Source organism: Calyptranema fuscum S582 (assembly GCF_055793305.1).
Genome location: NZ_JBSLYH010000002.1, coordinates 134,944 through 151,936, shown reverse-complemented (window position 1 = coordinate 151,936; position 16,993 = coordinate 134,944). Strand labels below are relative to the sequence as shown.

The following is a 16,993-nucleotide window of genomic DNA, read 5'->3' as shown; positions in this document are numbered from 1 at the left end:
GATTCGTGCCATCAGGGTGCGAATCATCAGCGTCATGGATAAGAGCTAATCGCAGAGAATTGGCAATATTAAGATTGGCGATCGCAATGAGCTGACGCTGAGACGTATGACCGCTATCAAATGTGACTGCTATTAAACAAAAGAGCTGTACCTATCGGGCACAGCTCTTTTTGTCTTTTGGCGTTGAGTATCCGGACTGGGTTTACCAGGCACTGGTTTCTCTGTTGCGATAGAACAAACTCAGCATGATGCCGCTGGCAATTAGCTTAGACAGTTCTGCGATGCCATACAACCCATGCATTTGATTCATGCCCGATGGTGTAGATACCGACAGGTTGAAGAGATCAAGATGGAGTCCGAGTGCGCTCATCTCAGGCGTGAGCACATAGGTATACATGAGCGGCACAATTAATAAAAAGATTGCCAGAGCGATCGCTTGAGTCCGATGAGCAATAAATCCGGGTGTTTGTTGTAAAACCAGAACGCCCGTTAGCGCTAGAGCGGCACACAACAGTTCAATCCGATTAAAAATCCAGAAAATCGAATATCCTGCGGTGGCAAAATCTGCATCTGACATTACCCCTGCCGCATAAAGCCCCGGCATAATCAGAAAATCTAAAATTAAGCTGCTGCTGAACCAAAAAGCTAGGGCAGAAAGAGCGATCGTGTGCCATTTTGCAATTTTGAGTTCAGAACCAGAAATCGTAGCCATGAGCTGCCCTCATTTCTTGTGTTCTACTGTTCAGCTTATCGAATCTATTTCGCAATAGGTGTGAAGTATCATTTCACTTTTCTACGGCATGTAATGTATAGAGATGAACTGCTTCAATGGCGGACACAATTAAGCCATCTTGCGCTACTCGCCTTCTCGTCAGTTCAGTAAGTTTAAAGATATCGAGAAGGTTGATTAAACCTTGACGAATTCCCCTCTAACCCCACAGACTTCTGTGTGTATTTTGTAAAATCCGTACGTATATTTCTCAAAGAAACTAACCAATTCTTAACCGGCGATAGTGTCTTATTTTAGTCAATTCATTCACTCGTGGTTAAACAATTGGGGGTGTGCATCCTCACTCTAATAATCATTCTCTCTCAGGGTCACAGATCCATTCACCTGCCATTCTTTTTAAGAGAGTGATGGCTCTGCTATCGCTCTCTTGAAAAGAATCAGGTTCGATAAAATCCGCGATCCTAAAGCACGACTACACTATTTTATTTTGTCTGGTTAATGGTTTTGATCAAGAATGCCGGAACAGCCAGACAGCGTAAAGCCCACCGTTAAAGAAAAGGCGATGAAAGATCCTTGTTTGGCAGATTTTTACCACGGCTGGATTATTGAAGTGTTAGCAGAAAAAGAAGGGTTTAAGAGCGTATGCTACTCGCCTTCTAGACAACGGCTGACGGACTATAAAAGCTATCCGTCCGATATTTGTGCTCTCGTTGCAGCGAAACGGTTGATCAACCAACATCTGGCATGTCACTCGATGTCAGTTTTTTTGCGGGATGCCTATGAGGCAGGCAATCTTAGCTTTGAAGAATGGCGATCGCTAAATCACTCTCTGACAGCGGTCTTGACCATGCATTAGAGGCATGAGAACGGGTCTACGGCAGATGCTGTTTGATAATAGTTCCTAATAGAGAAATCCCCTGCTCAATATCCTCTAACGTTTGGGAAAAGTTAAGCCGCATTGCCGGATATCCCTGCTGATTTGGGAAAAAACTTGCCCCCGATGTAACCACGACTTTATGAAGCGATGCCTCATTGCAAATCGCTGCAACGGGCGCACCCTCGGGCAAACTCACCCAGAGAAATAATCCGCCATCGGGCACTGTCCAGGTTGCATCAGCCGGAAAATGCTGGTCTAGCTTTTGTAGCATGGCATTGCGACTGAGTAAGTTACTGCGGCATAAATCATGCAAATGTCGGCGATAGTGACCCGATGCCAAATACTCACTGACGATCGCCTGTGAAATGGTAGAGGTACTCAAATCCTGGAGTAGCTTTCGTTCTAACAGGGGTTGATAACAAGCACCTGTCGCGACCATATACCCAACCCGTAATCCTGGCATCAGCGTTTTTGAAAACGTACCAATGTACGTGACCCAATCTGCTGTGTCAAATGCTTTGATTGGCGGCGGCACGGCACCAAAACTTAAGCCTTCGTAAGCGTTGTCTTCTAAAATGGGACAGTGATAGGCTGCGGCTAGGGCAAGCAATTGCTGACGATGATGGGGTGACGTTGTGATGCCCGTTGGGTTATGTAGCGTGCTGATGGTGTAGATCAGTTTGGGGCGATGGCTGTGCAGATATTGTGCCAGTAGCGTCAGGTTCATACCATCTTTGGTCATGGGTATGCCAATGACTCTAGCCCCTAAGTCTTGCAAAATTGCCAGTGCGCCATGATAGGTTGGCGATTCAACAATCACCCAATCGCCCGGTTGAATGTAATAGTGCATTGCCAGGGAAAGCCCCTGCATCGACCCGTTGGTGACAATCAGATGGTCGGGAGAAATGTCCAGCCCTTGTTGCATTAACAGATGGGCAATTTGCTTTCTCAGGTTGGCTTGTCCCTGGGGCAAATGGTAGCAAAACAAGCTATCGGCAATGGTTTTGACAGCGCGCCGAGACAGCCGTTGCAGGTCTTCGAGATGAACTGGGCGGGGAAAACCAGAGCTAAACGTAATCATATTGCCCTGATTGTGGGCAAGGGTCGATGCCATGTAGATGTCGAAGTAGGACATCTCGCCTTTGTCGGGGATGACGACATCTTGATTGGGTGCAAAGGTTGATTCTGGCGATCGCGTGTCTATAACAGCGGCATTGACAAAATATCCAGAGCCGGGTCGCGAATGAATCAGACCGTCGGCTTCTAAAACTCCATACGCCTCGATCACGGTTAATTTATTCACCTGGGCTTGTTCTGCCAGAGAGCGAATAGAGGGCAGGCGATCGCCAGGTTGTAATGCCCCTGATTGAATCAACCGGGTCATGCGATCGCGAATTTGTAGATAGACCGGCTTAGGCGATCGCCGATCAACCAGAATTTTCACCAGAAACGTCTCCGTAGTTTTGCCTGGTACAGTTTTACCGTCATCTTAGCAGAACAGTTCTGTATTTCTAAAACTGTACTAGTTAAAGTTAATCAATCTGTACCTTCTCAGTTCTGAAATTGATCCGTCAGAGTAGAGATAGGGATAGATCGAATAGAGTCTAAAGCATATGAAAACATCATTTGGTGCATACCATTTTTCAAGCGCCTCTGCTTCCCATAGCATGAGTGATTGGCTCTCTGGGTTGATGCAGCAGGTAAAGAAAGCTTGGCAAGGGTTTGTTGGCTTCATGTCCGATAGTTCAGAACTGCGAGTCCAAGAATTTTCAGATCGAAATGGGGCAACTCATTGGCGAGTTTTCAATCCTATGACCGGCGAATCTAGAAGTTTTAATACTGAATCTGAAGTTCGCATTTGGATAGAAGACCGTTACTATCACTCTTGACAAAATTTGGTATTTCCTGACTGCAAGCAACATCTGAGTCAAGTCAAATGAGTGCCATTGATGGGCATGAAAAAACCTTAAGATCGCAGCTTAATTCACCTGCAATTTGTGTTTGAGAGAGCGGCGGCGAAGCCGCCGCTCTCTCAAACAGAATCGGTCTGATTAAATCCACGATCCTGTAGCAATTCTCAATTTCGTAACGTACATTTTGAGAGAGAGCCGCGCGGAGTACGGCTGTCTCAAAAACTGTAATCCTATGGGGTAATGGTTCCGGTTACAGGAGAGCTGGCACTGGCATAGGATTTAACTGGAATCCGACCCGCTAGATATGCTAAACGGCCTGCCTGGGCGGCAATTCCCATTGCCTGCCCCATCAGGATCGGGTTTTGGGCTTGGGCGATCGCCGTATTAATTAACAATGCATCCGCTCCCATTTCCATTGCCTGAGCAGCCTCGCTGGGGGTACCGATCCCGGCATCAACGACGACGGGAACCCTGGCATTTTCGATAATGATTTGGATGTTGGCAGCATTGCGAATGCCTTGCCCTGAACCAATCGGTGAACCCAATGGCATGACTGTGGCACAGCCCACGTCTTCCAGCCGTTTTGCCAGCAAGGGATCGGCATTGATATACGGCAATACCGCAAATCCTTCTTTAACCAACTGCTCTGCTGCCTGGAGGGTGCTAATGGGGTCGGGTAAGAGATATTTGGCATCCGGGATCACTTCTAATTTGACGAAGTTGTTGTCCTCCTGACCCAATAGCTTTGCCATTTCTCGCCCCAGTCGGGCAACGCGTATGGCGTCTTCAGCGGTCTGACAGCCTGCGGTATTGGGCAACATCCAAAGGGTTGACCAGTCCAACGCATCGGCTAAGCCTTCATGTCCGGGGGCATTAGTTTGAACTCGACGAACGGCAACGGTCACAATTTGGCTACCACTGGCGGCAATACTACGACGCATGTCATCGAAGTTGCGATATTTTCCGGTTCCGGTCATCAAACGAGATTGAAAGGTGCGTCCGGCAATGATAAATGGCTGATCGGCGATCGCCATCGGGGAATCGAGTGTGGGCGTATCTAAAGTTTTCACGGTGTCGTTAAAGGAATGTTTGCAAGGGTCTACGATTTCGAGAGATACAGGAGAGGGGGTTAGAGCCGTGCTAGAGCCTGGTTGAGGCGGGTGAGTGCGGGTACTCGCCTGGGCAATACTAGCCTGAGCAATACCAGTCTGGGCAATACTAGCCTGGGCAATACTAGCCTGGGCAATACTAGCCTGGGTAAAACTGGCTTGGGAAACGCCGGTGACTAGCGCACTGGGTCGAAGAAACCGTTCCCAGGCAAAATGCGGCATCAGATCATTGATCGGATCGGTCGTCTGTTGTCCAATCCAATTGGCAATGAGCAAGGCAGTAACAGGTGCCAGCAAAATGCCATTGCGATAATGCCCCACCGCCAACGTCAAATTATCGCATTGGCTTGCGCCTAAAATGGGTAGACCATCCGCTGTGGCAGGACGAAACCCCCACCAACTCTCTTGAATGGGAAAGTCACTCAGCCGGGGATATAGGCAAATGGCAGCATCTAGCAGCGATCGCAATCCTGCCGGGGTATTGCAGGGAGCAAAGCCAACAGATTCAACGGTTGCACCCAATAAAATTCGACCATCTCGCCGGGGCACGATATAAATTTCTTCGCCGTACAAAACGCGTTGCAATGGCAGCCCTCGATCATCGCTGGGTGCAGCCACGGCAAGCATTTGCCCTTTTTTGGGATGGATGGGAACAGGCAGCAGATCGGGTGTCCAGGCTCCTGTGGCTAACACATAATGCTGGGCAGACCAATCCCCCTCTGTCGTTTTAATCCCCGTTACCGTTCCCTGACGTTGCTCAATAGCCGTGACCTGGATTCCCGGATGCAGCTTGACGCCTCGGGCTTCTGCGGCGACCCAGAGCGCTTTTGCCAATGCCCGGTTATCGACTTGCCCGTCTTCCGGTAACCACCATCCCCCGATGACGCGATCGCTTAACCCCGGTTGAGCATGGTGAATGGCTGCCTGGTCGAGCCAGATTCGTGCCGTTGAAGTGCTGGGCAGTGGTGGGATTGGCTGACCCTGTTTCGCGTCATAAATAGGTGACAGAATGCCGCACGCCCAATAGCCCGTGGGTAAACCACTGATATCTGCAATTTTGCTAACCCAGTCAGAATAGAGTGTTCGACTACGCAAACACAGATCCAACATCGGACTGGGCGCAATATTTTCAGCGTGAGGTGCCAGCATTCCGGCAGCGGCTTGGGTGGCAGCAGCCTGTCTGTCGCGGCTCAGGACCGTAACCGTTGCACCCCGCAGTTGTAACTCTAGAGCGATCGCCAAACCAATGACGCCACCCCCGATAACCAAAATGTCCGTGTCCGTACTCATGCAAAATTTATTTCAAGCGCGCTCCGGCACTACTGATCCTAACGGACTATCGGTAGAACAGAATGAATATTGCCAGGGCAAGCCCTGGCAATATTCACCTAAAATGCTTACCACCAGGCAGTTACAGGTCTTTGGCTGCCACCCGAACCAGACCCCTGAGGGCTATCTGAGCGGGGGCGAGGAAACGGAGTCTCTTGGGATGAAACAGTGCCACTGGGGGTGCTAGTGTTGCTGGGCGTGCTACTCCCCGTCGTTGTATTAGGAGCCGCCTGGTTTGGAGCCGTTGTACTGGAAGGGCTACTACCTGTGGTAGTGCCGTTGGTCGTATTGCCGTTGGTCGTGTTGCTCGGCGTACTGCCATTGGGCGCAAGCTGGCTAGGTGAGGCTTGGGTAATGGGCTGATTGGTTTCAGCATTGGTAAATGGAGCAGAGCGAAACCCACCAGACCCTCCGGTCTCACCGTTTTCGCCCGCATTGGATTGAGTTTGGGTTTCAGATTGGACTTCTGCGGATAGCTGTTTGAGCCAATTGGATACTACGGGCAACCGACTGGTCAGCGGTTGACCGACCGCCATAACCGCTAAGGCAGCTAAGACTAAAAACCCGACAAACCGAAGCGCACCCTTAACGACGGTGCCCACGATAAACGCGAGAATGGATATTACCAAAACTGCGCCAATCACCTCAATCATGCCCCTGACTCCCTGCGATCGCTTCTTTCATCATCCCCCAAACTACCTAAATCTTGCGGTTCACTCTACATAATTTATGCCTGTGATTTACGTAGGTGGAACATCAAAATAAGGGTTTGTATGTTGATTCGTTGCCATCTGAATGGGACGAAGTATCGCTGGGCAATGAGTCAGGTGTAGCGCTACTGCCTGTAAAACTGGGTTGGTCGTCGAATTCTGCCATGCCCCGCACCCGATTGAGCTGGCTAATTGCCCAACGAGCTGTTTCTCTTACTTCTGTGTCGGGATCTTCAGACGCATGCCTTAAAACCTGGCTGATTTGAGACATCAAATCGTAAATCCGGGTGACATCACGAATCGCATTTTTTCGCACATCGGCACTTTCATCTTGAAGAGAGACAATGAGTGCGCGATTCATCGGTTTTAAGGTGCGAATACCAATTTCTGAGATAGCCGCCAGGATCAAACTGCGCTGATGGGAATCTGCATCTACCATCAAATCGACTAACGGTTGAACTGCGCGCGAGTCTCCCCGTTGCCCCAAATCCCACACGGCTTTGCGCCGTTTTACAGGGTCAAGGCTATGCAAGTCTGTGATTAATTCTTCGACAATGTTGACTTTACTGAGGCGCGTCATCTCCGTTTCTTTGTCTAGCTGAAACGAGAGTGAGGATGGAGCGGCGCTTTCTTGAAACGATGGTTTTTGGGGAACCATTTGCGAAGAGGAGCTGGGTTCTGGCTCGCTCTCTTCCATTAAAGAGGCATAGGACGACGTTTGAGAAATCGATGGTTCAGCGATCTCACTTTCTCGAAACTCGGCGGGTTTTTCTTTTTCAGGGTGTTCAGGAGCCCATTTTTGCCGATAGGAAGACTTGATTCTGTTCGTACCTGGGCGTCTGATGACATAGTAGATTACCCATAGCAGCGCGCCGCCAGACATTAACCCCAGCAACCATCTGAGCCAGCCCAATTGATCAGATGGGGGGGGTGCGTCTTCGGTTTCAGCGCCAGATGCTTCGTCGGGGGCAGCACCCGGTGCGGTCGAGTCGTCGGTGGTTGTGGCTTGAGCTTGCAAAAATGTATTGGCTTGAAAGGTACGAGAAGCCAACTGCGCTTCAATGGTTTGCAGTTGTTGCCATGTTTCTGTGCCAACTCGACTGTCCACCGATAAGCCAAACTGTTTTTGAAATTCGGCTACAGCCTGCTTAGTGTCTTCTCCAAAAATCCCGTCTGGGGTCAGACGATATCCCATTTTCTGAAGGATCGTTTGCATTCGCAAAACGTCTTCCCCCCGGCTCCCAGGTTTGAGCAGGAACGGTTCGGTGACACTCTTGGCAGGTTGATCAGAGTGGGGAGTTTGGGCTACGAGGCGATCGCTCAACTCAAACGATTCAGAGGATGAACCACTCACCTGCGCAACAGACCCAGTATCCTGCTCACGGAGGGCAGCCCCTAATGCAGGCGATGGAACAAACCAAGCATTAGCGCCACAGCAAACAGCATAGCCAGTCAGTAATAGTTTTAATCGATGGGACATGGCAACTCAATTGCAGCTTCGAAAAACCAGTCAGTGAACCACAGCTAACTAATTTGGTCGTGGTAATTCTTGTGATGATTTTTTGTGGCGCGGGCGACGCCCGCGCCACAAAAAATCATTACTTTTTTAGGACTACCCCTAATTCTAATTAGTTTAAAACTAGCTCTATCCTAGTCGCTGATTACGTAAGATGCCCCATGATATGCGCAAAACCGCTTTGAAATATACCTTCACATTAACCGACGCAGGCTAGATTGGTATGGCTATTTTTATGGATCTGAATAGAGGAAAAGTGCAGTCTGAGTTTGCGAAGGTAGCCCAGCGGCTTTTAGGATATGAGTTTCTGGATGATTTGACTATCGAGCGATCGCAGAGACGTTTTAGCAAAAATTACGCGTTTCAGGATCTGATGGTTCCGGCTTAACATCCATCAGAATTAGCCCAAATCTAGGGCAATTGCTCTGTATCCGGCTCCCCAACCGATTTTAATGGCAGCGATGAGATACCAGCGGCTTGAGTTGCCAAAGCCGTATCGTCTGAGCATTGTAAGAGTGAGAGGTCTTGAGGTCGTTCGATCGCAGAATTGGAGTCTCTGGGAAACGCTAATTTTTGTAACAGCACATCTCGCTGGTTAATCAAGTAAATGCTGATCAAGGTCAGGCTCACCCCACCCCACTGCACGGGACTGAGCACCTCTGATAGCAAAAGATTGCCAAACAGCAACGCAAAAACAGGCGTCAAAAACGTCAGTGAACTGAGACTGGTTAAATTTCCACTAGATGCAAAGTAAAAGAAGAGTCCATAGGCGATCGCACTGCCAAACACCGTTGAATAGGACATTGCCATCCAGTCTGATGCGCTGAGATGGAGCCATTGCTGCGATTCAAACAGACCAGAGAGGGCAAATAGAGGAATGCCGCCCAAAACCATATGCCACCCGGTTGCCGTAACGGGGTCAGCATACCGACAGACATAGCGCACCAAGACCGTCCCCACTGCCATTGAGAGCGCTGCCAATAACATCAGCCACTCACCGCTTTGAAATAGCTTTTGCAGCACGTCTGCGCCAATCTGGGTACTCAACCCTGAGACATCTCCATGAAGTAGGCTCAAAATCCAGTCATCGGGCAAGCCGATCAAACTGATCCCCAAAATTCCAATTCCTAACCCCAGCCAACCCCACAAGCCGACCTGCTCCGCAAACAAAAATCGTGCCATCAACGCTACGGCTAGAGGTTGGGAGTCAATCATCACCGACCCCAGCCCAGCCCCCGTTCTCACCAAACCTTCGGCTAAAAACCCCTGGAACAGGGTGCCATCGACCAAGCCAAACAGGGCAATCCATAACCAGGCAAGCCATCCTTTGGGCTGGGGCTTTTTGGCGATCGCTGCTACCGCCAAAATTAAAAAGCCCGCCGGAAAAAGGCGTACGCCTGCCATAAAGAAAGGCGTTGTTTGCGGGATGACTCCTTTCATCGCAACCATTGCCGTTCCCCAAAGGAAAAATGGGGCAATGAGTAACACCGGCATAAACGGGATTTTGGATTCTGTCAGCTTGAGATGCATCAATACTCCTGGGGGTCACTTTCCCAATTGTACCCACATTGTGTATTTATATGTATTTATGTTAAGCGATTTATGAGAGGATATCACTGGTTCCTGAAACCAGAGGATACGGGATAGAACACGCGAAATCTGCCGTGTATCCCACCCCTTTAGCCGAATTTAGAGGGCGCAGGTGTAGCATCCAGTACTTCAATTTTTGAGTTTTAGCTAAAAGATAAGGCACACTAGAATTCAGCCTACTCATCGCAATCTCAACCGATTTGTGAAATGGTTTGTGGTATGTTCTGAGCGCTGCTCAACCCAGCCAGCACAATTCCCATCAAGATTGCTGTAACAAAGCGAATCGTTCAAATTATTCAGTGCAACACGGATCATGGTTTGGTTATTTAAGACGCCGTTTCGCAAACAAATTGCGCGGATTGAAGTGACAGGAGTGATTGCGGCTGCGGCTCGCAAGCGCATTTTGGCGGCATTAAAGACCGTTGAAGAGAAAAAGTTTCCAGCTCTATTGCTGCGGATCGATAGCCCTGGAGGGACGGTCGGAGACTCGCAAGAAATTTACAGTGCGCTCAAACGCCTGCGAGAAAAAGTAAAAATTGTTGCCAGCTATGGCAATATTTCTGCCTCTGGGGGCGTGTATATCGGCATGGGGGCAGAGCATATTATGGCAAATCCCGGCACGATTACTGGCAGCATCGGAGTGATTTTGCGGGGCAACAATCTAGAACGCTTGCTCGATAAAGTCGGCGTTTCCTTTAAGGTGATTAAGTCGGGTCCGTATAAAGATATTTTGGCGTTTGACCGACAGTTGACCGAGCCAGAGCAAACGATTCTGCAAGAATTGATCGATGTCAGCTATCAACAATTTGTTGAAACTGTGGCAGACGCCCGCAATCTCTCAGTGGAAGCTGTCAAAAGCTTTGCCGATGGGCGGATTTTTACCGGACAGCAGGCGGTGGGCTTGGGTATTGTCGATCGGCTGGGCACAGAGGAAGATGCCCGTCGTTGGGCAGCAGAATTGGTCGGGCTAGATCCAGAAAAAACGCCCTGTTTTTCGTTAGAAGAAAAGAAAAGTTTGGTGAGTCGATTTTTCCCTGGGGGCGATCGCTTGCAAACGGGTTTATCGGCGGGGGCAAGTTGGTTAGAGTTTGAACTATCGACCAGTGGTGTGCCGTTATGGCTTTATCGACCCTACTAAAAGTGATGAGGTTTATGTGAGGAATGAGCATCAGACGTTTGATTTGAGCCAGTTTTGAGTTAGTAAAGAGATGAATTGTCGTTCTTTGAGGGATTTTCTGGCGCTGCACCGATTGTGCTTCACGGAAACCCTCCAAATGGGGATGTAACGGGAATGCCTTACACCAGGGATACCGCCACATCTCAGACATAGGAAGTGACAGACAACAACACAACACTTAGGATCGTGAGTTAAATAAGATCGACTATTGAATCGTTTGAAGGGGCAAACGGCTGTTCGCCCATATAACAAATCATCGACGTTATTTAGTTCTCATTCCTCAGACTCGTTCGTTGATTGGTAAAGGGGTCTGCCATTCAGAAGGGGTTTACCCCTCCACCCCCCTTCAAAATTTAATGTTTGCAGGATTTTTAAATCTAGTAATCCAAACCAATAACCATATCTCAGGAGGGTTTGATAAGTGGACTGGCGAGTGCGGGCAATTCGAGGGGCAACAACGGTTTCAGCCAATTCGGTTGAGGCAATTCGAGAGGCAGTGACCGAGTTGTTAGATGAGCTGGAAAGGCGCAATAACCTCGACCCGACTGATATCATCAGTGCCACGTTTTCAGTAACTCGGGATTTGGATGCTATTTTTCCGGCAGCGATCGCACGTCAACGACCGAATTGGGACAATGTGCCGCTGCTAGATGTGCAGCAAATGCATGTGGAAGGCAGCTTGGAGCGATGTATTCGGTTTTTGATTCATGTGCATACGCCAGTAGCGGCACCGCAAATCCATCATCCTTACCTGCGGCAAGCAAAAAGCCTCAGACCCGATTGGAGCATGGCTCCCGTGACCCTTTCGTCTTAGTAGGATCACAAATTAATTAAAACCTGGACGTTTATCTTTGGAAGCGCGGCAGAGCCGCGCTTCCAAAGTGTATGAAGTTGCGCCAACCTGGAACTCCCTGTAGTCTCCCTTGGCAAGGGAGACGGCGACAGCCGGGGGGTTGAATCAGACGCCGCCACATTAAATCGGCATAAGACGCTGCTATTTTGGAGGACTTTGAGAAATCGGGCGATCTGCGGGGGGGTGGTAATCTAGACCCGGTTCCAGCCTGAAATCGCATCTGCCCTGGGATATAGAGGCGAATTTACCGTGCTGAGCTAAAATCTAGCTGACATTGGGGTAAGTTCTCAACGGGCATGGTTGAATGACGGGATAGGGTTGAACCAGAAATCGGCGATTTCTCGTTGAACCATAGCTGCAACATTAGCAATGCCTGTCAACCAGACATTGCGTCTACGCTGAGTAGAATTTAGGGTCTAAAACATATGAATAAATTTGCCGGAGTCGCTGCTGCATTACTGAATGTCTTTATTTTGACTGGAGTACCCCATGGGGCTTGGGCACAGTCTCCAGAGCCAGATACTACTGAAACAACCCCTGCAACAGATTTTTACAATCGGGGTGTTGAAGATGTCGAGGATGAAGATTATGAGCAAGCGATCGCAGAATTTGATCAAGCGATTCTGAATGATCCTAGTTATGCCCCTGCCTATGTGTATCGTGGCTATGCCCGTGCCGCATTGGGTGACAATGAAGCCGCGATCGCCGATTTTAACCAGGCGATTCAACTGCAACCCGATTATGCCGAAGCTTACTTTAATCGGGGGGTGGTGTATTACACCATGGGCAATGTGCAGGATGCGCTGACAGACTTTAATCGGACGATCGCACTGCAACGAGACTATGCGCCTGCCTATCTGTATCGGGGGTTGAGTCAAACGGCCTTGGGCGATCGCGCCGGAGCCTTGCAAAATTTTGATCAGGCGATTCAGCTACAACCCGATAATGCAACGGCATACGTTCATCGGGGTGCAACCTATGCGGCGTTAGACAATCAAAGTCAAGCTCTGGCTGATTTTAATCGGGCGATCGAACTCAATTCTGATTATGCCGAAGCCTATCTCAATCGGGGTACCAGCTATTATGCGTTAGGGAATACCGATGCCGCGTTAGCTGATTTTGATCAAGCGATTCGGTTAAATCGTGATCTGGCGTCTGCCTATTTCAATCGCGGTTATGTTCGGTTTGCTACGGGTAATAGTGATGGGGCGTTGGCGGATTTAGACGAAGCCATTAATCTCAAACCCGATTATGCTCAGGCATATTTTAGTCGAGGGATTGTCCGCGTTTCGTTTGGCGATGGGCAGGGGGCGATCGCTGACTTGAATCAGGCGATCGCAATTGACCCAAATTCGGCAGAAGCGTATAAACGGCGAGGTGACATTTACATTCAACTGGGCGAGACGCAAACGGCGATCGACGATTACTCTCAGGCTATCAACATCCAATCTAACTACGCCGAAGCGTATACGGCTCGCGGCAATGCCAATTTGTCGGTGGGCAACAGTCAGGGTGCGATGCAAGATTATACCCAGGCAATCTACCTCAATCCTGAAGATGCTGAAGCCCTTAGCCGTCGTGCCGACCTGTTTTATGCTCAAGGCGCGATGCAAGACGCTGCCGAAGACTACAGTCAGGCGATTCGGCTGAACCCAGACGATGCTAAAGCGTTTCATCATCGGGGTCAGATTCGTGCCCAAATGGGCGATCGCGCGGGTGCCATGCAAGATCTCAACAGAGCCGGGGAGTTGTATTTACAATTCAGTAATGGCGAGGGCTATCGGCAAATTCTCAGCGAGATGAGAGAACTGGAATAAAATCGGCGGATGGTGTCTGCCCACAGGGCAGACACCATCCGCCGTTCCAAACCATTGAATTAGCGATGTTTAGCGCCGCGATAGCGCATTTGCCGTTTGAGTGTGTAGTGTTCACCAAATTGGGGCATATCTCCCCGATGCCCCATAACGATAACCGTATCGTTTGCCAGAATCGGTGTAGCGTGGTCGGGGTGGATCAGAGTGGTGTTGTCAACCCGTCTCAGGGCTACCACGATAAACGTTCCCCGACCTCGGATTTCCAGGTCACCAATAGTTTTGCCAATCAGATGAGAGGCAGCTGGAATCGCCAACTCTTCAATTTGCACATCAATGTGGGCAAGGAGTTCGTTGAGGTTGCTGCTACCGTCATTGAGATCTAAAAAATCAAGGGTGGCAGGATGGGTAATCATATGTGCCATGCGCAGTGCCCCAATGGTGGCGGGCAACACAACATGATCGGCACCGGCTTGACGCAACTTTTTTTCGGTAGTCGGATATTCGCCCCGCGCCAGGATGATCAGGTTCGGGTTTAGTCCGCGTGCGGTCAGAGTAATAAACACGTTGGAGGCGTCGTCGGGCAATGCTGTTGCCAGAAATCTAGCGCGATCGATACCGGCGGATTCTAAAATCGTTTCATCGGTGGCATTGCCATTGATGGTAAGACACCCCAACGCTTCAGCTTTTTCCAGGCGATCGCTACTATTGTCCACAATCACAAAGGCTTGCTTTGCCTCCAGCATTTTAGTAGCCAGAATTCGCCCAATTCTGCCATAGCCGCAAATAATCACATGACCGGAGAGGGATTCGATTTCTTTCATCTTTCGCCTTGCGCCTAATGCCCGATTAATTTCGCCTTCCGTGATCATCTGGACAAACCCGCCCACCGTGTAAACGGCTGACGATGTCCCTGCGATGATGACCAGAATGGTAAACACTCTGAGTTCAGCCGACTGGATAGGTCGAACCTCGCCATAGCCCACCCCAAAAATGGTGATGACCACCATGTAAATTGCTTCTAACAGCGTCCAACCTGCGAGGGTGTAACCTGTCACCGCAAGAATCATGGTGAACAAGAAAAATGCCGAGCCAATTAAAATGCGACGGAGAGAGGTTTGCATACAGAGGCATCATCTACGACTCAGGTCGTACGGTCATAAAAAAGTTTCAACTGGGAATTTTTTAGTGCAGCATCGAACCAGTGTTTTCCTATCGAGAAGGCAAAGTCAAATCATCGCCAATCGTCTATAGTGAAACTGTTCGGTACAATACCATTCAATTCCTAAAGATTGAGATATGGCATCTGACAATGTAGACGTCTCTACACCCGTTGATTTGACGGCGGCGATCGCGGCGGCACGAGAACCTTTTTTACCCACTATGAGAGAGTTAGTCCGAGCTTATCAGGCATTTATATCGTGTGATTCTGCCCACCTGCGCGATTTGGGGCTGACGGTGCCTCAGTTTGATGTGATCGCCACCCTGGGTAACACACCCGGCATGAATATGAGCGAACTGGCAGAAAAAACGCTGTCTACCAAAGGCACGATGACGGGCATTATCGATCGCCTGGAAGCCAAGAACCTGGTGCGGCGGGAAGTGCCCGAAGGAAATCGGCGAAGTTTTATAGTGCGCCTGACTACAGAAGGCGAAGCGGTGTTCAGTCAGGTCTTTCCTGCCCACATTGCCTTTCTCAAGCAGCGCTTTGAGCGCCTCGAACCGGCTGAATTAGAGCTGTTGAAGGTATTGCTCAGACGCCTAAGGGAAGCGCTATAAAACCCGGCAAAAATTTTTTGAGAAAACTGTTTGTGTACAAACTATCTTGTGCTATAACTATTAATAACGAAATGTACGAGTAAGTACTTTTCAGAGACAAACAATTTAGTTTTCGCAGTCTACTCTCACGGAGCTTTGTCATGAAACGCTTAATGCTTGCTGGTTTAACGGTTGTGCTATTGTCTGCGGCGATCGCCCCTGCGGCTACGGCTGGTGGTGCTGGCACGACGACCTGTCCTGATACAGGTAGCTATTGCACAGGGTCGGGTGGCGCAAGTTCTCGCTAAATCCGTTCCAAGGGTTACGTTCCAGATTCCAGATTCCACATTTTACGATTGCATAATTCAGGAGATTTTGTCATGAAACGCCTAATGCTTGCTGGTTTGACGGTTGTATTGTTGTCTGCGGCGATCGCCCCTGCGGCTACGGCTGGTGGTGCTAACACGACGACCTGTCCTGATACAGGTAGCTATTGCACAGGGTCGGGTGGCGCAAGTTCTCGCTAAATCTGTTCCAAGGGTTACGTTCCAGATTCCAGATTCCACATTTTACGATTGCATAATTCAGGAGATTTTGTCATGAAACGCCTAATGCTTGCTGGTTTGACGGTTGTATTGTTGTCTGCGGCGATCGCCCCTGCGGCTACGGCTGGTGGTGCCGGGACGACGACCTGCCCTGACACGAGTAGCTATTGCACAGGGTCGGGTGGCGCAAGCTCTCGGTAAGCAATCAGCACTAAGAACTGTACTGGTTGGAGCATTGCATTTTTTGGTCAAATTGTTCTAACTAGTACAGTCGTTGCTTGAAATGTAATTCCTTATGTTATTCCCCAGGAATGTTCTATGACTCAGCAAACGTTTACGTTGCAACTCGATGCCGGAACCCACTGGCTTTGTACCTGCGGACAGTCTAAAAATGTGCCCTATTGCGATGGCAGTCACCGAGGATCAGATTTTCAGCCACTTGCGTTAGAGTTGCCCACTCCTGCCAGGGTTGAAGTTTCTGGTTTTGCTAAAGCTCGATAGATTGGCGCAGGCTGCGATCGCATCAAAAAAAATAGTTGCCGAATTGTGCATGGGTTTGGTGGCAAATAGTCTGAATTCTTAATATGGAGTAGTGTGCATGAAAGTACGAATTCTTGAATCGACTCCCCTGACTCCTCCGCCTAGTAGCTTGGGACAAAAGGGGTTATACGCGACCCGGAACCACATCCCGTTGATTGCTCGGATTTTGTTGTCGGCTCTGTTTCTCTGGTCTGGTATTAGCAAACTCCTTGATCCCGCTGGCACCCAAGCTTATATGGCTGCGTATGGAATGCCCCTGACGGGACTGTTTTTAATAGCGGCGATCGCCATTGAGTTAGTGGGTGGGCTGTCTCTCGCGTTGGGGTATTACGCCAGGCTTGGTGCAGCTAGTTTATTAGGGTTTACTGCGATCGCTACGCTGATTTTTCATACCGACTTAGCCGATCCGATACAGCAGATCATGGCAATGAAAAATTTAGCGATTATGGGCGGTTTGTTGATGGTGATTCAATATGGAGTCGGCACGATTGCCATCCGCTCTAAATAATTGATTTGATCGTGATAGTCACGGTTT

19 protein-coding genes are annotated in these 16,993 nt (G+C 49.3%); 12 read left to right on the top strand and 7 right to left on the bottom strand.

From position 1 onward, the window contains the following. Positions 1-202: 202 nt before the first annotated feature. Positions 203-712 (bottom strand): DUF4149 domain-containing protein, encoded by a 510-nt coding sequence (locus ACR6Z4_RS02155; protein ID WP_479715565.1) that lies wholly within the window; start codon positions 710-712, stop codon positions 203-205. A gap of 532 nt (positions 713-1,244) precedes the next feature. On the opposite strand from ACR6Z4_RS02155, the gene ACR6Z4_RS02150 reads away from it, so the two are divergent. Next, positions 1,245-1,586, top strand: coding sequence for a hypothetical protein (locus tag ACR6Z4_RS02150; protein ID WP_479715564.1), 342 nt, complete (start codon positions 1,245-1,247; stop codon positions 1,584-1,586). 16 nt (positions 1,587-1,602) lie between these two features. On the opposite strand, the gene ACR6Z4_RS02145 is transcribed toward ACR6Z4_RS02150, so the two are convergent. After that, positions 1,603-3,051, bottom strand: a complete 1,449-nt coding sequence (locus ACR6Z4_RS02145) for an aminotransferase-like domain-containing protein (protein WP_479715563.1) — start codon at positions 3,049-3,051, stop codon at positions 1,603-1,605. A 169-nt stretch (positions 3,052-3,220) separates the two neighbouring features. Here ACR6Z4_RS02145 and ACR6Z4_RS02140 point away from each other — a divergent pair, with 169 nt between their 5' ends. Next, a complete protein-coding gene (locus ACR6Z4_RS02140; RefSeq protein ID WP_479715562.1) occupies positions 3,221-3,496 on the top strand; it encodes a hypothetical protein in 276 nt (91 codons plus the stop codon). A gap of 254 nt (positions 3,497-3,750) precedes the next feature. Here ACR6Z4_RS02140 and thiO read toward each other — a convergent pair whose 3' ends face one another. The 3 genes from thiO to ACR6Z4_RS02125 all read right to left on the bottom strand — a co-directional run bounded on the left by thiO (position 3,751) and on the right by ACR6Z4_RS02125 (position 8,148). Continuing rightward, positions 3,751-5,919, bottom strand: a complete 2,169-nt coding sequence (gene thiO, locus ACR6Z4_RS02135; protein ID WP_479715561.1) for a glycine oxidase ThiO — start codon at positions 5,917-5,919, stop codon at positions 3,751-3,753. 107 nt (positions 5,920-6,026) lie between these two features. After that, positions 6,027-6,611, bottom strand: a complete 585-nt coding sequence (locus ACR6Z4_RS02130; RefSeq protein WP_479715560.1) for a hypothetical protein — start codon at positions 6,609-6,611, stop codon at positions 6,027-6,029. 103 nt (positions 6,612-6,714) lie between these two features. Then, a complete protein-coding gene (locus tag ACR6Z4_RS02125; protein ID WP_479715559.1) occupies positions 6,715-8,148 on the bottom strand; it encodes a peptidoglycan-binding protein in 1,434 nt (477 codons plus the stop codon). A 259-nt stretch (positions 8,149-8,407) separates the two neighbouring features. Here ACR6Z4_RS02125 and ACR6Z4_RS02120 point away from each other — a divergent pair, with 259 nt between their 5' ends. Continuing rightward, positions 8,408-8,572 (top strand): hypothetical protein, encoded by a 165-nt coding sequence (locus ACR6Z4_RS02120; protein WP_479715558.1) that lies wholly within the window; start codon positions 8,408-8,410, stop codon positions 8,570-8,572. 23 nt (positions 8,573-8,595) lie between these two features. Here the strand turns inward: ACR6Z4_RS02120 and ACR6Z4_RS02115 are convergent, their stop codons facing one another. After that, complete coding sequence (locus ACR6Z4_RS02115; RefSeq protein WP_479715557.1) at positions 8,596-9,714, bottom strand: DMT family transporter; 1,119 nt, start codon at positions 9,712-9,714, stop codon at positions 8,596-8,598. A gap of 373 nt (positions 9,715-10,087) precedes the next feature. Here ACR6Z4_RS02115 and sppA point away from each other — a divergent pair, with 373 nt between their 5' ends. The 3 genes from sppA (at position 10,088) to ACR6Z4_RS02100 (ending at position 13,621) form a co-directional block, all read left to right on the top strand. Further along, positions 10,088-10,912 carry a signal peptide peptidase SppA gene (sppA, locus tag ACR6Z4_RS02110; protein WP_479715556.1) on the top strand — a complete coding sequence of 275 codons (825 nt, stop codon included), beginning with the start codon at positions 10,088-10,090 and terminating at the stop codon, positions 10,910-10,912. 460 nt (positions 10,913-11,372) lie between these two features. Beyond that, positions 11,373-11,765: a chorismate mutase gene (gene aroH / locus ACR6Z4_RS02105; protein ID WP_479715555.1), complete on the top strand. Its 393-nt coding sequence runs from the start codon at positions 11,373-11,375 to the stop codon at positions 11,763-11,765. Positions 11,766-12,229: 464 nt separating this feature from the next. After that, the gene (locus tag ACR6Z4_RS02100) at positions 12,230-13,621 is read left to right on the top strand and encodes a tetratricopeptide repeat protein (protein ID WP_479715554.1); all 1,392 of its coding nucleotides are present in this window, start codon (positions 12,230-12,232) and stop codon (positions 13,619-13,621) included. A gap of 59 nt (positions 13,622-13,680) precedes the next feature. Here the strand turns inward: ACR6Z4_RS02100 and ACR6Z4_RS02095 are convergent, their stop codons facing one another. After that, positions 13,681-14,739, bottom strand: a complete 1,059-nt coding sequence (locus tag ACR6Z4_RS02095; RefSeq protein WP_479715553.1) for a potassium channel family protein — start codon at positions 14,737-14,739, stop codon at positions 13,681-13,683. Between the two features lie 175 nt (positions 14,740-14,914). Here ACR6Z4_RS02095 and ACR6Z4_RS02090 point away from each other — a divergent pair, with 175 nt between their 5' ends. The 6 genes from ACR6Z4_RS02090 (at position 14,915) to ACR6Z4_RS02065 (ending at position 16,966) form a co-directional block, all read left to right on the top strand. Beyond that, complete coding sequence (locus tag ACR6Z4_RS02090) at positions 14,915-15,394, top strand: MarR family winged helix-turn-helix transcriptional regulator (RefSeq protein ID WP_479715552.1); 480 nt, start codon at positions 14,915-14,917, stop codon at positions 15,392-15,394. A gap of 140 nt (positions 15,395-15,534) precedes the next feature. After that, entirely contained in the window at positions 15,535-15,681 is a 147-nt protein-coding gene (locus tag ACR6Z4_RS02085; protein ID WP_479715551.1) for a hypothetical protein, read from the top strand. A 72-nt stretch (positions 15,682-15,753) separates the two neighbouring features. Continuing rightward, complete coding sequence (locus ACR6Z4_RS02080) at positions 15,754-15,900, top strand: hypothetical protein (RefSeq protein ID WP_479715550.1); 147 nt, start codon at positions 15,754-15,756, stop codon at positions 15,898-15,900. 72 nt (positions 15,901-15,972) lie between these two features. Then, positions 15,973-16,119: a hypothetical protein gene (locus ACR6Z4_RS02075; RefSeq protein WP_479715549.1), complete on the top strand. Its 147-nt coding sequence runs from the start codon at positions 15,973-15,975 to the stop codon at positions 16,117-16,119. Positions 16,120-16,236: 117 nt separating this feature from the next. Beyond that, the gene (locus ACR6Z4_RS02070) at positions 16,237-16,419 is read left to right on the top strand and encodes a CDGSH iron-sulfur domain-containing protein (RefSeq protein ID WP_479715548.1); all 183 of its coding nucleotides are present in this window, start codon (positions 16,237-16,239) and stop codon (positions 16,417-16,419) included. 97 nt (positions 16,420-16,516) lie between these two features. Beyond that, the gene (locus tag ACR6Z4_RS02065; RefSeq protein WP_479715547.1) at positions 16,517-16,966 is read left to right on the top strand and encodes a DoxX family protein; all 450 of its coding nucleotides are present in this window, start codon (positions 16,517-16,519) and stop codon (positions 16,964-16,966) included. Positions 16,967-16,993: the final 27 nt, after the last annotated feature.

Coding starts and splice junctions, on each gene's coding strand:
- ACR6Z4_RS02155 (WP_479715565.1), bottom strand. CDS start 712: ATGGCTACGATTTCTGGTTCTGAACTCAAAATTGCAAAATGGCACACG.
- ACR6Z4_RS02150 (WP_479715564.1), top strand. CDS start 1,245: ATGCCGGAACAGCCAGACAGCGTAAAGCCCACCGTTAAAGAAAAGGCG.
- ACR6Z4_RS02140 (WP_479715562.1), top strand. CDS start 3,221: ATGAAAACATCATTTGGTGCATACCATTTTTCAAGCGCCTCTGCTTCC.
- thiO (WP_479715561.1), bottom strand. CDS start 5,919: ATGAGTACGGACACGGACATTTTGGTTATCGGGGGTGGCGTCATTGGT.
- ACR6Z4_RS02130 (WP_479715560.1), bottom strand. CDS start 6,611: ATGATTGAGGTGATTGGCGCAGTTTTGGTAATATCCATTCTCGCGTTT.
- ACR6Z4_RS02125 (WP_479715559.1), bottom strand. CDS start 8,148: ATGTCCCATCGATTAAAACTATTACTGACTGGCTATGCTGTTTGCTGT.
- ACR6Z4_RS02120 (WP_479715558.1), top strand. CDS start 8,408: ATGGCTATTTTTATGGATCTGAATAGAGGAAAAGTGCAGTCTGAGTTT.
- ACR6Z4_RS02115 (WP_479715557.1), bottom strand. CDS start 9,714: ATGCATCTCAAGCTGACAGAATCCAAAATCCCGTTTATGCCGGTGTTA.
- sppA (WP_479715556.1), top strand. CDS start 10,088: ATGGTTTGGTTATTTAAGACGCCGTTTCGCAAACAAATTGCGCGGATT.
- ACR6Z4_RS02100 (WP_479715554.1), top strand. CDS start 12,230: ATGAATAAATTTGCCGGAGTCGCTGCTGCATTACTGAATGTCTTTATT.
- ACR6Z4_RS02095 (WP_479715553.1), bottom strand. CDS start 14,739: ATGCAAACCTCTCTCCGTCGCATTTTAATTGGCTCGGCATTTTTCTTG.
- ACR6Z4_RS02090 (WP_479715552.1), top strand. CDS start 14,915: ATGGCATCTGACAATGTAGACGTCTCTACACCCGTTGATTTGACGGCG.
- ACR6Z4_RS02085 (WP_479715551.1), top strand. CDS start 15,535: ATGAAACGCTTAATGCTTGCTGGTTTAACGGTTGTGCTATTGTCTGCG.
- ACR6Z4_RS02080 (WP_479715550.1), top strand. CDS start 15,754: ATGAAACGCCTAATGCTTGCTGGTTTGACGGTTGTATTGTTGTCTGCG.
- ACR6Z4_RS02075 (WP_479715549.1), top strand. CDS start 15,973: ATGAAACGCCTAATGCTTGCTGGTTTGACGGTTGTATTGTTGTCTGCG.
- ACR6Z4_RS02070 (WP_479715548.1), top strand. CDS start 16,237: ATGACTCAGCAAACGTTTACGTTGCAACTCGATGCCGGAACCCACTGG.
- ACR6Z4_RS02065 (WP_479715547.1), top strand. CDS start 16,517: ATGAAAGTACGAATTCTTGAATCGACTCCCCTGACTCCTCCGCCTAGT.